At 70.6% G+C, this 16,290-nt stretch carries 14 protein-coding genes and 1 tRNA gene; 4 read left to right on the forward strand and 11 right to left on the reverse strand.

Annotated elements, in window-relative coordinates:
* Positions 1-261: 261 nt before the first annotated feature.
* A complete protein-coding gene (locus tag LUTJ29_RS0103825; RefSeq protein ID WP_027071393.1) occupies positions 262-528 on the forward strand; it encodes a membrane protein in 267 nt (88 codons plus the stop codon).
* A gap of 112 nt (positions 529-640) precedes the next feature.
* Positions 641-1,363 carry a hypothetical protein gene (locus LUTJ29_RS16020; RefSeq protein ID WP_146312406.1) on the forward strand — a complete coding sequence of 241 codons (723 nt, stop codon included), beginning with the start codon at positions 641-643 and terminating at the stop codon, positions 1,361-1,363.
* 209 nt (positions 1,364-1,572) lie between these two features.
* On the opposite strand, the gene LUTJ29_RS0103835 is transcribed toward LUTJ29_RS16020, so the two are convergent.
* From LUTJ29_RS0103835 to thrS, 9 genes are all read right to left on the reverse strand, one after another.
* Positions 1,573-1,649 (reverse strand) — tRNA-Pro (locus LUTJ29_RS0103835).
* 77 nt (positions 1,650-1,726) lie between these two features.
* Positions 1,727-2,083 (reverse strand): MerR family transcriptional regulator, encoded by a 357-nt coding sequence (locus LUTJ29_RS0103840; RefSeq protein ID WP_027071394.1) that lies wholly within the window; start codon positions 2,081-2,083, stop codon positions 1,727-1,729.
* On the reverse strand, positions 2,076-2,378 hold the full coding sequence (locus LUTJ29_RS0103845; protein ID WP_027071395.1) for an integration host factor subunit alpha: 303 nt from the start codon (positions 2,376-2,378) through the stop codon (positions 2,076-2,078). Before LUTJ29_RS0103845 ends, LUTJ29_RS0103840 begins: the two co-directional genes overlap by 8 nt.
* A gap of 20 nt (positions 2,379-2,398) precedes the next feature.
* Positions 2,399-4,783, reverse strand: a complete 2,385-nt coding sequence (pheT, locus tag LUTJ29_RS0103850) for a phenylalanine--tRNA ligase subunit beta (protein ID WP_027071396.1) — start codon at positions 4,781-4,783, stop codon at positions 2,399-2,401.
* A 64-nt stretch (positions 4,784-4,847) separates the two neighbouring features.
* Positions 4,848-5,858 (reverse strand): phenylalanine--tRNA ligase subunit alpha, encoded by a 1,011-nt coding sequence (pheS, locus tag LUTJ29_RS0103855; protein WP_027071397.1) that lies wholly within the window; start codon positions 5,856-5,858, stop codon positions 4,848-4,850.
* A gap of 231 nt (positions 5,859-6,089) precedes the next feature.
* Positions 6,090-6,449, reverse strand: a complete 360-nt coding sequence (gene rplT / locus LUTJ29_RS0103860) for a 50S ribosomal protein L20 (RefSeq protein ID WP_027071398.1) — start codon at positions 6,447-6,449, stop codon at positions 6,090-6,092.
* 13 nt (positions 6,450-6,462) lie between these two features.
* Positions 6,463-6,660: a 50S ribosomal protein L35 gene (gene rpmI / locus LUTJ29_RS0103865; protein WP_024889803.1), complete on the reverse strand. Its 198-nt coding sequence runs from the start codon at positions 6,658-6,660 to the stop codon at positions 6,463-6,465.
* A 390-nt stretch (positions 6,661-7,050) separates the two neighbouring features.
* Positions 7,051-7,572 carry a translation initiation factor IF-3 gene (gene infC, locus LUTJ29_RS0103870; RefSeq protein WP_043740336.1) on the reverse strand — a complete coding sequence of 174 codons (522 nt, stop codon included), beginning with the start codon at positions 7,570-7,572 and terminating at the stop codon, positions 7,051-7,053.
* 97 nt (positions 7,573-7,669) lie between these two features.
* The gene (gene thrS / locus LUTJ29_RS0103875) at positions 7,670-9,574 is read right to left on the reverse strand and encodes a threonine--tRNA ligase (RefSeq protein WP_027071400.1); all 1,905 of its coding nucleotides are present in this window, start codon (positions 9,572-9,574) and stop codon (positions 7,670-7,672) included.
* 357 nt (positions 9,575-9,931) lie between these two features.
* On the opposite strand from thrS, the gene LUTJ29_RS16025 reads away from it, so the two are divergent.
* Positions 9,932-10,999, forward strand: coding sequence for a LacI family DNA-binding transcriptional regulator (locus tag LUTJ29_RS16025; RefSeq protein WP_051322676.1), 1,068 nt, complete (start codon positions 9,932-9,934; stop codon positions 10,997-10,999).
* Positions 11,000-11,066: 67 nt separating this feature from the next.
* Here LUTJ29_RS16025 and LUTJ29_RS16030 read toward each other — a convergent pair whose 3' ends face one another.
* A complete protein-coding gene (locus tag LUTJ29_RS16030) occupies positions 11,067-12,776 on the reverse strand; it encodes an alpha-amylase family glycosyl hydrolase (protein ID WP_084524670.1) in 1,710 nt (569 codons plus the stop codon).
* A gap of 71 nt (positions 12,777-12,847) precedes the next feature.
* Positions 12,848-14,335: an MFS transporter gene (locus LUTJ29_RS0103890; protein WP_027071401.1), complete on the reverse strand. Its 1,488-nt coding sequence runs from the start codon at positions 14,333-14,335 to the stop codon at positions 12,848-12,850.
* Positions 14,336-14,613: 278 nt separating this feature from the next.
* On the opposite strand from LUTJ29_RS0103890, the gene LUTJ29_RS0103895 reads away from it, so the two are divergent.
* The gene (locus LUTJ29_RS0103895) at positions 14,614-16,251 is read left to right on the forward strand and encodes an alpha-glucosidase family protein (protein WP_043740338.1); all 1,638 of its coding nucleotides are present in this window, start codon (positions 14,614-14,616) and stop codon (positions 16,249-16,251) included.
* Positions 16,252-16,290 lie beyond the last annotated feature (39 nt).

Below are 16,290 nucleotides of genomic sequence, written 5' to 3' on the forward strand. Positions count from 1 at the left end.
AGTATCGGGCATCGCGGACGCCGGCGGCGGCCCTCCCGGGTGACGGCGTGTCGCCCTGTGGCGCCATCACGCCCGAGGGCCTGTTCCGCGACCCGGTCGCGACGCAGTCCCCTCCGCGCGATGCGCTGGACCTGCCGGGACGCGGGCTTTCACATCTCCTTCACAATCCCAACACGTACTCCAACGGACCCTTGAGTCGCGCCGGGGCCGCGACGCAATCCCCGCTATATTCGCCCCGTCCCTGACGAAGGAGCATCCGAAATGTCCGTAAGCAAGCGACACCTCAAGGCAAGCGTGCTCGGCGTGGCGATCGTTGCCGCCGCCGGCCTGTCCGGCTGTGCGACCTACGCCGACGAGTTCGCGACGATCAACTCGCGCCTCGACCAGCTCGACTCGCGGGTGCAGAGCGCCGCGCAGAGCGCCGAATCGGCCAACCAGTCGGCGCAGCAGGCCAACCAGCGGCTCGACCAGATCGAGAGCCGCGTCCAGCAGCTCGAAGCGGCTCCGCGCCGCGCGCCGCGCGGCTGATCGTCCGGCGCAGTCCGCGACGTCGGTCCAACTGGACCGGTGGCCACCCCGGCCACCGGTCCTTGGACATCGTCCGCCCCGTTGAATGAGGAACCTCCCCATCCGAACACGCATGCTTCCTGCCTACCGCGCGTTCCGTGGCGCGCTGCTGCACGCAGTCGCAGTGACATGCCTGGCCGTGGCTGGCGCCGGAACCGTCGCAGCCCAGCCCACCCCCGCGGTCGACGAGCTCCCGCCTGGCCAGGAAGTCTCCGACACGGTCATCGAACTCGCCGGCTGGATCGTCGCCACCGGCGACAACCAGGGGTATCCGTTCGCCATCATGGACAAGCAGGCCGCCCAGGTCCTGGTGTTCGGGGGCGACGGGCGGCTCCGTGGCGCGGCTCCCGGACTGTTCGGTTCGGCGATCGGCGACCACACCGCGCCGGGCATCGCCGGACTCGCGCTGCGCGAGATCCCCGGCCGCGATCGCACCACGCCGGCGGGCCGCTTCATCGGCGGATTCGGTCCGTCGATCGACGCCGGCCGCGTACTGTGGGTCGACTACGATTCCGCGGTCTCGATGCATCCGACGGCGACCGGAGTACCCGCCGAGAGGCGGCCGGAACGCCTCGCCTCGCCGACACCCGAGGACAACCGCGTCACCCACGGCTGCATCAACGTTTCGCCGGGGTTCTACGAGCACGTCGTGACTCCCGCCTTCGAGCGTGGCGGCGTGTTCTACATCCTCCCGGAGACGCTTGCGCTCGAAGAGGTGTTCCCCGAGTTCGCCCGGAGCCGGGACGTGGCGCAACGCGGCAAGCGGCGGGGCGCCCGCGCGGCCGCCGGCCGCTGAGCCGCGACGCAAACGGCCTGCGACGGAATTTCCACCCGGCGCATCGTCCGCTGGAGGCTGCCGCCGCACGGCCGGTCCGGATCCGGCCAGCCTGCCGCCAGCCTGTCCCGCGCGCGCCACGACCGGTCCGGGGCAGCAGAACGGCCAAGAAAAAGCCCCGGATGCACCGGGGCTTTTCCGTGTTCCGGGCGGGACCCGGAACGGCGTGTTGGTCGGGGTAGCCGGATTCGAACCGACGACCACTTGTCCCCCAGACAAGTGCGCTACCAGGCTGCGCTATACCCCGTGGCTTGGCCGGGCATTATACCCCGGCGCGCGTGGTGGCGGGTGCGGGATGCCCGTGGCCCGGCGTCCGGCGGCGTCTCAGCGCTTGAGCAGCTGCAGGATCTCCTCGAGCTCCATCCGCACCTGGCGCACGATCTGGCTGCTCATGGTGGATTCGCGCCTGGCCGCCTCCCCCTCGAGCCGCTGCCGGGCACCGCCGATGGTGTAGCCCTGCTCGTACAGCAGGCCGCGGATCTGGCGCACCATCAGCACGTCGTGGCGCTGGTAGTAGCGCCGGTTGCCGCGGCGCTTGACCGGGTTCAGGCTCGGGAACTCCGTCTCCCAGTAGCGCAGCACGTGCGGCTTGACGTCGCACAGCTCGCTGACTTCGCCGATGGTGAAGTAGCGCTTGGCCGGGATCGGCGGGAGTTCGCGATTGTCGCCGGGATCAAGCATTGCCCGGCCCCGCGTAGGTCTCGACGCGTTCCTTCAGCTTCTGGCCGGGGCGGAACGTGACCACGGTGCGCGCCGAGATCGGGATCTCCTCGCCGGTCTTGGGATTGCGGCCGGGGCGCTCGTTCTTGCGCCTGAGGTCGAAATTCCCGAAGCCCGACAGCTTGACCTGGCGGCCGCCCTCGAGGGCCTCGCGCAAGGCGCTGAAGAAGGCATCCACGAACTCCTTCGCCTCCCGCTTGTTCAGCCCTACCTCCTCGTAGAGCTTCTCGGCCATCTCGGCTTTGGTCAACGCCACGCTGTCCCCCCAAGGCAACATCAGCTTCTGATCCGGGCGCCGTGTTCGTCCTGCAGCGCGGCCATGATGGCGGCCACCGCACGGTCCACGTCGCCGTCGGTGAGAGTGCGGGATTTATCCAGCAGAATCAAGCCGGTTGCGAGACTTCTGAAACCCGGATCGACCCCCTTGCCGACATAACGGTCGAACAGCCGCACTTCGGCCAGCAGCGGGCCACCGGCGCGCCGGATGGTGGCCTCCAGGGCGCTCCAGGGCACCGTGTCCGGGGCGACGAACGCGATGTCCCGGCGGACGGACGGGTAGCGCGACAGGGCCTGGGGACGCGGAATGGCGCGCCGGCACAGCGGGGCCAGGTCCAGCTCGAAGCCCAGCACCGGTCCGTCGAGGTCCAGCGCGCGCAGCAGGCGCGGGTGCAGCTCTCCGATCCAGCCCAGCCGCTCCTCGCCGCCGTCCACCCGCCAGACATCGGCGCTGCGGCCGGGATGCCCGTGCGGCGCGTCGCTGCGGCGGTAGTCGAGCACGGCGCCCGCACAGGCGGCCAGGCTGTCCAGATCGCCCCGGAGGTCGTGGAAGTCGGCCGCGCGCGCGGGTTCGCCCCACTGCTCGGCGCGCGCGTCGCCGTGGATCGCGGCGGCGATGCGCGCCGTCTCCACAGGCGCTTCGCCCGGCCCGGCGGCGGCGAACACCTTGCCCAGCTCGAACAGGCGCACGCGCGACTGCTGCCGCGCGAGGTTGCGGCCGAGCGCCGAGACCAGCCCCGGCAGCAGCATGGTGCGCATCACGCCCAGCTCGGCGCTGAGCGGATTGGACAGCGGCACGCTGCCGGTCGCGGCCTGCCAGTGGTCGAGCAGCTGGGCGTCGACGAAGGCGAAGCACACCGCCTCGTGGTAGTCGCGTGCCACCAGCTGCGCGCGCAGCGCCTCTTCGCCCACGCGCGTCTCGCTGGGCGCGGCGATGCGGGCCGCGCCGCCCGGCAGCGTGGTGGGGATGGCATCGTAGCCGTGGATGCGGGCGACCTCCTCGATCAGGTCCTCCTCGATCGCCACGTCGAAGCGGCGGCTCGGCGGCAGGACCCGCCAGCCCCCGGCCACGTCCTCGACCTCCATGCCCAGGGCGCGCAGGATCCGCGCGACCTCGGCGTCCGGCACCTCGAGGCCCAGTACCCGGGCCAGGCGGGTGCGGCGCAGCAGGATCGGCCTCGGCGCGGGCAGGTGTTCGGCCAGCGCGGCCTCGACCACGGGACCGGGGCGGCCACCGGCGATGTCCAGGACCAGGCGGGTCGCCACTTCGATCGCGGTGCGCGGCAGCTGCGGATCGACGCCGCGCTCGAAGCGGTGCGCCGCGTCGGTATGCATGCCCAGGCGCCGGCTGCGGCCGATGATCGCGGCGGGCGCGAAGTGCGCGGCTTCCAGGAACACGTTGCGGGTGGCGTCGGTGACGCGGGTGTCCATGCCGCCCATCACGCCGGCCAGCGCCACCGGGCGGTCGGCGTCGGTGATGGCGAGGAACTCCCCGTCCAGCTCCACCTCGCGCCCGTCGAGCAGGACCAGGCGCTCGCCGGCGCGGGCGCGACGCACGCCGACCGGACCCTTGAGCAGGTCGCGGTCGAAGGCGTGCATCGGCTGGCCGAGTTCGAGCATCACGTACTGCGTCACGTCGACCAGGAAGCTCACCGGGCGCACGCCGCTGCGGCGCAGGCGCTCGGCCATCCACACCGGCGTGCGCACCCGCGCGTCCACGCCCTCGATCACGCGGCCGACGTAGCGCGGCGCATCGGCGCCGGCGCCGAGTTCGACCGCCAGCGTGGCCTCTCCGGCCGCGGGCACCGGGGTGGCGTCGTAGTCGGCGACCGCGCCACCGAGCGCGGCGGCCACGTCGTAGGCGATGCCGCGCACGCTGAAGCAGTCGGCGCGGTTCGGGGTGAGCTTGATCTCGATGCTGGCGTCGGGCAGGCCGAGGTATCCGGCCAGCGGCGCCCCCACGGGGGCGTCGTCGGGCAGCTCCATCAGGCCCGAGGCGTCGGCGTCGATGCCCAGCTCCTTCGCCGAGCAGAGCATGCCGTTGGACTCGACCCCGCGCAGCTTCGCGGCCTTGATCGTGAGGTCGCCCACACGCGCGCCCACCAGCGCCAACGGCGCCACCAGACCGGCGCGGGCGTTGGGCGCGCCGCACACGATCTGCAGCGGCTCGCCCTGGCCGGCGTCGACGCGGCAGACCTGCAGCCGGTCGGCCTGCGGATGCTTCTCGGCCGAGAGGATGCGCGCCACCACCACGCCATCCAGGTCCTGGCCGAGCTCGGCCACGTCCTCGACCTCCAGGCCGATCGCGGTCAACACCGCCGCCAGGCGATCGCGGCCGGCGTCGGTGGGCACGTGCTGGCGGAGCCAGTTCTCGCTGAACTTCATGCTGGAATCCCGTGATCAGTCGTCGCTGGCGGGCGACGCGCGATCCGCGCCGCCGGCCACTGCCTCAGGCGAACTGCCTGAGGAACCGCAGGTCGTTGTCGAAGAACGCGCGCAGGTCGTCCACGCCGTAGCGCAGCATCGCCAGCCGCTCCACGCCCATGCCGAAGGCGAAGCCGGTGTAGCGCTCGGGGTCGATGCCGACCGCGCGCAGCACGTTCGGATGGACCATGCCGCAGCCCAGCACCTCGAGCCAGCGCGTGCTGCCGTCGGGGCGCTGCCAGGCGATGTCGACCTCGGCGCCGGGCTCCACGAAGGGGAAGTAGCTGGGGCGGAAGCGCATCTCGAAATCGCGCTCGAAGAACGCGCGCACGAACTCGGCCAGCGTGCCCTTGAGGTCGGCGAAAGTGGAGTGCTCGTCGACCAGCAGGCCCTCGCACTGGTGGAACATCGGCGAGTGGGTCTGGTCGGAGTCGGAGCGGTACACCTTGCCCAGCGCGATCATCCGCAGCGGCGGCCCGCTCTTGTTGGCGACCGCCTCGCCCATGTAGCGCACCTGCACGCCCGAGGTGTGGGTGCGCAGCAGGCGGCCGTCGCCGAAGTAGAACGTGTCGTGCATGGCGCGCGCCGGATGGTGCGGCGGGAAGTTCAGCGCCTCGAAGTTGTGCCAGTCGTCCTCGATCTCCGGGCCGTCGGCGAGGTCGTAGCCGAGCCGGCCGAAGATGTCGGCCATGCGCTGCATGGTGCGGCTGATCGGGTGGACGGTGCCGCGGCCGGGGTCGCGGCCGGGGAGGGTCACGTCGATCGACTCGCCGGCCAGGCGCGCGTCGAGCTCGGCGTCCTCGAGCTCCGCGCGGCGCGCGGCCAGGGCGCGGGTCACCGCGTCGCGCACCCGGTTGATCGCCTCGCCCGCGGCCTTGCGCTCTTCGGCCGGCAGCGTGCCCAGCGCCTTGAGCCGGGCGGTGATGCTGCCGCTCTTGCCCAGCAGCGCCACGCGCAGTCCCTCCAGCGCGTCGGCGCTGGTGGCCGCGGCGATGTCCTGCATCGCCTGCTTCGACAGTGACTCGATGTCGCTCATCGAACGTCCCTTGCGTTCCGGACCCCTGGCCCGGCTGGCGGCCGCGCCCCGCGCCCGTATGCTGGCGGCGCGGGTCCCGGCCTGGTCCCGGCCCGGCGCCACTGCCCCTGCGCGCCGACCGGCCCTGGAAAAACGAATGGGGAAGGACTTGCGCCCTTCCCCATGCGTGTACCACCTGGTCTCCCGGCCACCGTCCGCGCATGCGCGGCGGCGGCGACGGGACACGTGACATTACGCCGCGAGCGCGCCCTTCGCCTTCTCGACCAGGCCCGTAAACCCGGCCGCGTCGTGCACGGCGATGTCCGCCAGCACCTTGCGGTCCAGGGTGATGCCGGCCTTCGAGAGGCCGTTCATGAAGCGGCTGTAGCTCAGGCCGTTGGCGCGGGCGGCGGCATTGATGCGCGCGATCCACAGGGTGCGGAAATTGCGCTTCTTCTGCTTGCGGCCGATGTACGCGTACTGCTCGGCCTTGATGACCGCCTGCTTGGCGACGCGGAACACCTTGCGCCGGGCGTTGTAGTAGCCCTTGGCACGGCCGAGGACCTTCTTGTGGCGACGGCGCGCCTGGACGCCACGCTTGACTCTTGCCATGGTTCAGCCCTCCTCAGAGATAGGGAAGCATGCGGTCCAGACGGCCCGCATCCTCGGCGCGGACGTGGTTCGTCTGCCGGAGGTTGCGCTTCCGCTTGGTCGCCTTCTTGGTGAGGATGTGGCTGCGGTTGGCGTGGCCCGCCTTGTACTTGCCGGAAGCGGTCTTCCGGAAGCGCTTGGCCGCGCCCCGATGCGTCTTGATCTTGGGCATTGCGATGTCCTTGGGGTCGTTTCGAGTACTGGCCCGGGCGGCGCCGCATCACTCGGCACGCTTTCCATCCTGCCTGGCCGGTTTGTAAACCCTTGATTCCAGAAGGAACCAGGGCAGGTCCAGAGGTCTTGCGACCAAACTCCGGGCGAACCGGAGCCGGGCATTATGCCCCTTCGCGATTTCCCTTGCAATTCAGGCGGTTCGGGCGCCCGCTCCGGCGGGGCTCGCCGGGTCTTGCCCGGTCTCGGGCGAGGCGGCCGGCGGACGGAGTCCGCGGATCACCGGAGCCTGGGCGGCATACCTGGCACGGAGCACGCCCGGACGCGGGCCGGGCGGCGGGCGGGGCAACGTGCGGCAGGCGGGGATCGGACCGCACCCGCCCGCGCGGGGCTACTTCTTCTTGGGGGCGATCATCATCACCATCTGCCGCCCTTCCAGCCGGGGACGGGACTCGATGACGATGTCCTCGCCGAGGTCGGCCTCGATCCGGGCGGCCATCTCGCGGCCCAGTTCCTGGTGGCTCATCTCGCGGCCACGGAAGCGGATGTTGACCTTGACCTTGTCACCCTCGTCCAGGAACCCGCGCATCTTGCGCAGCTTGATCTGGTAGTCCCCCTCGTCGGTGACGGGGCGGAACTTCACTTCCTTGATCTCGACCTGCTTGGACTTCTTCTTGGCCTCGTTGGCCTTCTTCTGCTGTTCGAACCGGAACTTGCCGAAGTCCATGATCTTGCAGACCGGCGGATCCGCATTGGGCTGGATCTCGACCAGGTCGAGGCCTTCTTCCTCGGCCATCTGCAGGGCTTCGTCGCGCGACAACACGCCGATCATTTCTCCATCGGACCCGATCACGCGCACGCGCGGCACGCGGATTTCGTTGTTGCGGCGATTCTGCTTCTCTGGGGTGCTAATACTTCGTCTCCGGAAATGGGAATACCGGGGGCGCCGCGGGGCGCCCGCCGGGCGGGATGGGACGGATTTTTAACGGAATCCGGCCCGGATACAACCGTCAGGGCCTGGAGACGTCCGCCAGCCGGGCCGCGAAGGCCTCGACCGGCATCGAGCCCAGGTCCTCGCCGGATCGGGTCCGGACCGCCACCGCCCCGGCCTCGCGCTCGCGGTCGCCGATCACCAGCAGGTAGGGCACGCGCTGCAGGGTGTGCTCGCGGATCTTGTAGCCGACCTTCTCGTTGCGGGTGTCGGACACCACCCTGAATCCCTTTGAATTCAACAGCTTGGTCGTCTCGACGACGGCCTCGGCCTGGGCGTCGGTGATGTTCATCACCACCGCCTGGACCGGGGCCAGCCAGGCCGGGAAGGCGCCGGCGTGGTGCTCGATCAGGATGCCGATGAACCGCTCCATGGAGCCGACGATGGCCCGGTGCAGCATCACCGGGTGCCGGCGCTGGCTGTGCTCGTCCACGTACTCGGCGCCCAGGCGGCCGGGCATCATGAAGTCGACCTGCATGGTCCCCAGCTGCCAGGTGCGGCCGATGGCGTCGCGCAGGTGGTACTCGATCTTGGGTCCGTAGAAGGCCCCCTCGCCCGGCAGCTCCTGCCACTCGACGCCGGAGGCGCGCAGGGCCGAGCGCAGGGCGTCCTCGGCCTTGTCCCAGGTGGCGTCGTCGCCCAGGCGGTTCTCGGGGCGCAGCGCGATCTTGATCCGGATGTCCTCGAAGCCGAAGTCCGCGTACACCTTCAGCGCCTGGGCGTGGAACGCGCGGACCTCCGACTCGACCTGCTCCTCGGTGCAGAACACGTGGCCGTCGTCCTGGGTGAAGCCGCGCACGCGCAGGATGCCGTGCAGCGCGCCCGAGGGCTCGTTGCGGTGGCAGGAGCCGAACTCGCCGTAGCGGATCGGCAGGTCGCGGTAGCTGTGCAGGCCCTGGTTGAACACCTGCACGTGGCCCGGGCAGTTCATCGGCTTCACCGCGTAGGTCCGCTTCTCGGACTCGGTGAAGAACATGTTGTCCTTGTAGTTGTCCCAGTGGCCCGAGCGCTTCCACAGCTCGACGTCGAGGATCTGCGGGCAGCGCACTTCGCCGTAGCCGGTCTCGCGGTACACGCGGCGCATGTACTGCTCGACCACCTGCCACAGCGCCCAGCCCCTGGGATGCCAGAACACCAGGCCGGGCGCCTCCTCCTGCAGGTGGAACAGGTTCTGCTGCTTGCCGATCCGGCGATGGTCGCGCTTCTCGGCCTCCTCGATCCGCTGGATGTAGGCCTTGAGCTGCCTGTCGTCGGCCCAGGCGGTGCCGTAGATGCGCTGCAGCTGCTCGTTCTTCGAGTCGCCGCGCCAGTACGCGCCCGAAATGCGCAGCAGCTTGAAGCTCTTGAGGAAGCGCGTGTTGGGCACGTGCGGGCCGCGGCACATGTCCACGTATTCCTGATGGTGGTACAGGCCCATCGCGGTGACCTCGGGGCCCATGTCCTCGATCAGGCGCAGCTTGTAGTCCTCGCCGCGGGACTTGAACACCTCGATGACTTCCTCGCGCGGCGTCATCTTCTTGACCACGTCGTAGTCCTGCGCGATCAGCTCGCGCATGCGCTGCTCGATCGCGGCCAGGTCCTCGGGCGTGAACGGCCGGTGGTACCAGATGTCGTAGTAGAACCCGTCCTCGATCACCGGGCCGATCACCATCTTGGCGTCCGGGTACAGCTGCTTCACCGCGTGCCCGACCAGGTGCGCGCAGGAATGGCGGATGATCTCGACGCCTTCCGGATCCTTCGGGGTGAGGATCTGCAGCGTGGCGTCGTGGTCGATGAGGTCGCAGGCGTCGACCTGGCGGCCGTCGACCTTGCCGGCCACCGTGGCCTTGGCCAGGCCCGGGCCGATCGAACGTGCGACGTCCATGACCGTCACGGGATGCTCGAACTCGCGCTTGCTGCCGTCTGGGAGGGTGATCGTGATCATGTGCGGGCGGGGAATCTGGAACCGGGGATCGGGGGCTGCGGGCGGATCGGCGGGACACCGTGGCGACCCGGGGGACGCCGCGCCGCGGCCACAAAAAAAGCGCCACGAGGGCGCCCTTGCCGGGAGGCCTCGTGCGGGATCAGCGCTGGGCGGTGGTAGTGTCCATGTCGCACACTCGGCCGGCGTTTCCGCAGGCCACCCTGATGCGTTCGTGGGGCTCCGATTCTAGCCGAAAACGGGCCCGACTGCCGGCCGGACCGGGCCGTCGGAGGGCGCGCCAGGCGGCCGGCGGGCACCCGCCGGCCCGCGCGCCGGCGCCCCGCCGCTCCTGCGACCGGGCCGTGGCATCATCGGGCCATGAGCAGCCGTGGCCGGCCCACTTCGCTGGATATCGCCTACCTGGCCGGGGTGTCCCAGCCCACCGTCTCGCGTGCCCTGCGCGGCAGCCCGATGGTGAGCGAGGAGACCCGCAAGCGCATCCTCGCGATCGCCGAGCAGCTCAACTACAAGGTCGACAAGAACGCCTCGGGGCTGCGCCGCCAGTACGCCGGCACCCTGGCCCTGCTGCTGTTCGAGGACCCGACCGCCGACGAGTCCCACATCAACCCCTTCTTCCTGCCGATGCTGGGCTCGATCACCCGCACCTGCTCGCGCCACGGCCGCGACCTGCTGGTGTCGTTCCAGCAGCTCTCCGACGACTGGCATGCCGAGTACGGCGACAGCCACAAGGCCGACGGGCTGATCCTGCTGGGCTACGGCGACTACCTCGCCTACGAGGGCAAGCTGGCCAAGCTGGTCGAACAGGGCACGCCGTTCGTGCGCTGGGGCGCGGTGATGCCCGACCAGCCGGGCGTGTCGATCGGTTGCGACAACTTCGGCGGCGGGCGCCTGGCCGGCGCGCACCTGTCCGCCCTGGGCCATCGCCGCGTCGCCTTCCTGGGCGACGCGTCCGAGCACTACCCCGAGTTCCTCGACCGCTTCGCCGGCTGCGACGCCGCGCTGCGCGAGGCCGGCGGCGACGGCCTGGACCGCGCGCTGCAGGTGGACGCCGAGAGCGCCGAGCACTGCGGCTACGCGGCCGGGATGGAACTGCTCGAGCGCGGCCTGACGTTCGATGCCGTGTTCGCGGCCAGCGACCTGATCGCGATCGGCGCCATGCAGGCCTTCCGCGAGCGCGGCCTGCGCATCCCTGGCGACGTGGCAGTGGTCGGCTTCGACGACATCCCTGCCGCGCGCATCGCCAGCCCGACCCTGACCACCGTGGTCCAGGACACGATCCGCGCCGGCGAGCTGCTGGTCGACGCGCTGGTGCGCCTGATCGCGGGCGAGACGGCGGAGAGCGTGCGGATGCCGGCTTCGCTGGTGGTGCGCGAGTCCACCGGCGGCGCGCCCGCGGCACCGGTCCACGGCGCGGGCGGGCCATAGGGGACGCGGATTCCGACGGCCGCGCCGACAGCGCGGGACCCCGCCCAGGCCACGGCGACGCCGCGCGTCACCCGGAGGTCGTGTCCGCGCCCGTGCGGGGGGCCCGGGCCTGCATCCGCCGCCGCAGCACCTCGCGCAGCGCCGGCGCATCCACCGGCGCATCGCGCAGCAGCACGCGCACGCCGTGGGCCGGGACCTCGACCTCGATGCGCTGGCCGATCTCGACGCGGGAACCATCGAAGGCATCGCGCCAGGCGCCCGGCTGCACCAGCGCGTCCACCCCGACGACCCGTGGCGCATCGCCCTTGTTCAGCAGCACCAGCGCGGTCTGGGCCACGCCCTCGTGCTGGAACACGCGGTAGAACGCCGCCGCATCGCCTTCCAGCAGCAGGTTCACCTGCACGCCGCGCTGCAGCGCCGGCGTCTCGCGACGCAGCCGCGCGATCCGGCGCAGCTGCTGGTGGATCACGCTGTCCTTCGCCGCGTCGATCCGCTCCTGGCCGAAGTAGTTGCGGTTGCCCGCATGTTCGGCGCGACCGCGCATGAAGCCGACTTCCGAGCCGTAGTAGACCACCGGGATCCCGCGCGCGGTGAACAGCCAGTTGTGCGCGTCGATGAAGCCCTCGTCGCTGGCGTCCATGCGCGGCATGTCGTGGTTGTCGTAGAAGGTGGCCAGCTCGTACACGTTCGCGTACGGGCCGTCCTCGAGGAACAACGCCGGCTCCAGCCGCTCGAAGCCGGCGCCCTTCCGGCCGAAGACCTCGTCCATGGCCTGTTTCATCGGGAAGTCGAGCACGCTCACCTCGCCATGGCCCGGGCGGGTGTGGATCGCGATCTTCCCGGCGTCGTAGTCGAAGGCCTCGCCGAACATGAAGAAGCCGGGACGCTTTTCGCGGATCCGCTCGCTGAAGCGCTGCCAGAACGGGGTGGGCATCCAGGCGATGGTGTCGATGCGGAAGGCGTCGGCGCCCTGGTCGATCCAGTGGCCGTAGGCCTCGACCAGGTACTCGAGCACGGCCGGGTTGGAGGCGTCGAAGTCGCCAAGCTGGGCGAGGTTGCCGTCGTAGATCGAGCCCTGCCCGTCCGCGACCGGCCCGGTCGCGTTGTAGAACGCATGCAGCGGATTGCCGGCCGGGTCGAGCTGCGGCGGCGGCAGGTTCTGGTGGTCGGCCACGAGCCTGCCGTCGCGGTCGAACACCTGGCCGAACTGCGGCTGCGCCACCGGCATGGTCCAGGCCGGCGAACCGTGGTTGCCGACGATGTCGAGCACCAGCTTCATGCCGCGGCGGTGAAGTTCGCCGGCGAGGTCGGCGAAGTCCATGCCCGGGCTGGGCAGGTGCTCGTCGACCCTGAAGAAGTTCACGCCCCAGTAGCCGTGGTAGCCGCTCTTGCCGCGGTCGGTGAGGATGCTGCCGCACCCGGGCGGTTCGCCGCCGGTGAAGGCCTGGTCCGGGTTGTCGACCACCGGCGTGATCCAGACCGCGCTGAAGCCCATGTCCTGGATGTAGCCGAGGTTGTCGGCCAGTCCACGGAAGTCGCCGCCGAGGTAGCCGATGTTGCCCGCCACGCCGTCGCAGGGCGGCAGCGGGATGTCGAAGGTGCGGTGTTCGCCGCCCTGGTCGCGGTGGTCGTTGCCTGGATCGCCGTTGACGAAGCGATCGGTGAGCACGAAGTACACCGCCTCGCCAGCGAACGGCTCGAGCGTGCCGTGCACCTCGTCGACCGTCGCCGTCGCGGGTCCGGCGCCGCAGCCGCATGCGGCCAGGGCCGCGAGCATCGCCAGCACGCGCGCGGCACGTCCCGCAGGGGAACCACCATGGATCTGCATCGTTCCGCTCCTCCTTCCCCTCACGCCTCCGCCTCCCGGCGCAGCGGCAGCCGCACCCGCAACGCGCAAAGCCCCGCGACGGCGAAGCAGGCGCCGCCCAGCACCAGCACCCGCACCGGCTCGCCACCCAGCAGGTGCGCCAGCAGCACGCCCAGCGTGCTCACCGCGACCAGCTGCGGAATCACGATGAAGAAGTTGAAGATGCCCATGTACACGCCCATCTTCGCAGCGGGCAGGCTGTCGGACAGCATCGCGTAGGGCAGCGACAGGATCGAGGCCCAGGCGAAGCCGACGCCCGCCATCGACAGCAGCAGCCACTGCGGGTCGCGGAGCAGGGCCATCGAGGCCAGGCCTGCACCGCCGAGCCACAGGCAGGCCAGGTGGCTGCCGCGCAGGCCCAGCGCGCGCACCATCCAGGGAATCGCGATCGCAGCCAGCGCGGCGAAGCCGTTGTAGGCCGCGAACAGCACGCCGACCCAGTTCGCGCCCTCGTTGTACGCGGCCGAGCTGGTGTCGGTGGCGCCGAAGTGCAGCGCGGTTACCGCGGGCGTGGTGTAGATCCACATGCAGAACAGGCCGAACCAGGAGAAGAACTGGACCACGGCGAGCTGGCGCATCGTGGCCGGCATCGCGTGCAGGTCGGCGGTGAGCGCGGCCAGGATCGACCCCGGTACGACGCGCGGCGCGAGCAGCCGCAGCGCGCCATAGGCCAGCGGCAGCGCTGCCAGCACATAGAGCATCCGGTCCCAGGCCAGCGACCAGACCAGCCCGATGCCCACGATGCCTGCCAGCAGCCAGGGCACGCCGCCCCCGGCGCCCGGGACCGTCGCCATTGCGGATTCGCGCGCGCCCTCCGGTTCGGCGTCGTCGAACGACGCCAGCACCTGCGGCGGGTACTCGCGCGTGGTCACGACCGTCCACAGCACCGCCAGCAGCAGCACCGCGCCGCCGGCGTAGAACGCCCAGCGCACCGTGTCGGGCACCTCGCCGGGCGCCGCGGTATTGGCCACGCCCCACTTCGCCAGCAGCCACGGCAGCAGGCTGGCGACCACCGACCCGACCCCGATGAAGAAGCCCTGCATCGCGTAGCCGGTCGGACGCTGGCGCGAGGGCAGCTGGTCGCCGACGAAGGCGCGGAACGGTTCCATCGACACGTTCAGCGAGGCGTCGAGGATCCACAGCATGCCGGCGGCGATCCACAGCTGCGGCGAGTTCGGCATCGCGAACAGCGCCAGGGTCGAGAAGATCGCGCCCCACAGGAAGTACGGCCGACGGCGACCCAATCGGGTCCAGGTGCGGTCGGAGAAGTAGCCGATCACCGGCTGCACCAGCAGGCCGGTCAGCGGGGCGGCAATCCAAAGGCCCGGCACCTGCTCCACCTCGGCGCCCAGGGTCTGGAAGATCCGGCTGACGTTCGCGTTCTGCAGCGCGAACCCGAACTGGATCCCCAGGAACCCGAAGCACATGTTCCAGATCTGCCAGAACGACAGTCGAGGCTTGGACGACATCCAGACCGCACTCCCCATGGCGACGCGGGCATTGTCGCCCGTTCGCGCGCCGCTGTCCCCGCCGCGTCGCCGCCGCCGGCGCGCCGCACTGCGACGCCACGAGGCGCACGCGAGCCCTTGTTTTCAGGCATCTGCGCGCCCCGGCCATGCCTCCTCCGTCCCCGGAACCGGCCGGCCACTGCATACGTATTCATTGCCGACGGCGCTCCGCCCGGCGCTGCGGCGCGCGCGCGATATGGAATAGTGCGCGCCACGGAACGTTCGAGGCCCCGGTGGCGATGCAGGCGACGAAGGACTGGTGGCGTGGCGCGGTGATCTACCAGATCTACCCGCGCAGCTTCATGGACACCAACGGCGACGGCGTGGGCGACCTGCCCGGCATCGCCGAGCGCCTCGACTACGTCGCCTCGCTGGGCGTGGACGCGATCTGGGTCTCGCCGTTCTTCCGTTCGCCGATGGCCGACTTCGGCTACGACATCTCCGACCAGCGCGACGTCGATCCGCTGTTCGGCACGCTCGACGATTTCGACCGGCTGCTGGAGAAGGCCCACCGCCTGGGGCTGAAGGTCATGATCGACCAGGTGTTCAGCCACACCTCCGACCAGCACCCCTGGTTCCAGGAGAGCCGGCGCAGCCGCGACAACCCCAGGGCCGACTGGTACGTCTGGGCCGACCCGAAGGAGGACGGCACCCCGCCCAACAACTGGATGTCGATCTTCGGCGGCGTCGCCTGGCGCTGGGAGCCGCGCCGCGGCCAGTACTACCTGCACAACTTCCTGTCCTCGCAGCCGGACCTGAACTTCCACAACCCCGAGGTCCGCCGGGCCACGCTCGACTACGTGAAATTCTGGCTCGACCGCGGGGTGGACGGCTTCCGCCTGGACTCGATCAACTTCTGCTTCAACGACGCCCAGCTGCGCGACAACCCGCCCAAGCCGGCGTCCGAACGCATTGGCCGCGGCTTCAGCCCGGACAACCCGTACGCGTTCCAGTACCACTGGTACAACAACACCCGGCCCGAGAACATCGGCTTCCTCGAGGAGCTGCGCGCGCTCATCGACCGCTATCCCGGCGCGGTGACGCTGGGCGAGATCTCCTCGGAGGACTCGCTCGCCACCACCGCCGAGTACACCTCCGGCCGGCGCCTGCACATGGGCTACAGCTTCGAGCTGCTGGTGGACGACTTCAGCGCGCGCTACATCCGTGACACGGTGTCGCGCCTGGAATCGGTGATGACCGAAGGCTGGCCGTGCTGGGCGGTGTCCAACCACGACGTGCGCCGCGCGGTGTCACGCTGGGGCGGCCCCTCGGCGCCGCCGCAGCTGGCACGGATGCTGGTGGCGCTGGTGTGCTCCCTGCGCGGCACGGTCTGCCTCTACCAGGGCGAGGAGCTGGGATTGCCGGAGGCGGACGTCCCGTTCGAGGCGCTGCGCGATCCGTACGGCATCGCCTTCTGGCCGAACTTCAAGGGCCGCGACGGATGCCGCACGCCGATGCCATGGACCGCCGGCGAGCACGGCGGTTTCACCACCGGCACGCCATGGCTGCCCGTGCCCGCCGGGCACCGCACGCTCAGCGTCGAGACGCAGCGCGCCGACCACCGGTCCACGCTGAACGCAGTGCGGGCGTTCCTCGCCTGGCGCCAGCGGCAGCCGGCCCTGCAGGCGGGCACGATCCGTTTCCTCGACACGCCCGAACCTGTGCTCGCCTTCGTCCGCGAGCACGCGGGGCAACGACTGCTGGTGGCATTCAACCTTTCCGGATCGTCCACGGAGGTCGTCCTCGACACGACGACGGCGACGCCCGTCGCATTGCCCGGTTTCGACCATGGATCCCTGGAAAACGGACGCCTGCGCCTGCCTGGCTACGGCGTGCTGTACGCGCCTGACCCGACGCCAGGGCTGGCATCGCGCTGACGCATGCTCCGGTCGCGGAGCCAGCCTCCGCCTGCAGCC

This window comes from Luteimonas sp. J29, from assembly GCF_000472505.1.
In the GTDB taxonomy this organism is placed as follows: domain Bacteria; phylum Pseudomonadota; class Gammaproteobacteria; order Xanthomonadales; family Xanthomonadaceae; genus Luteimonas.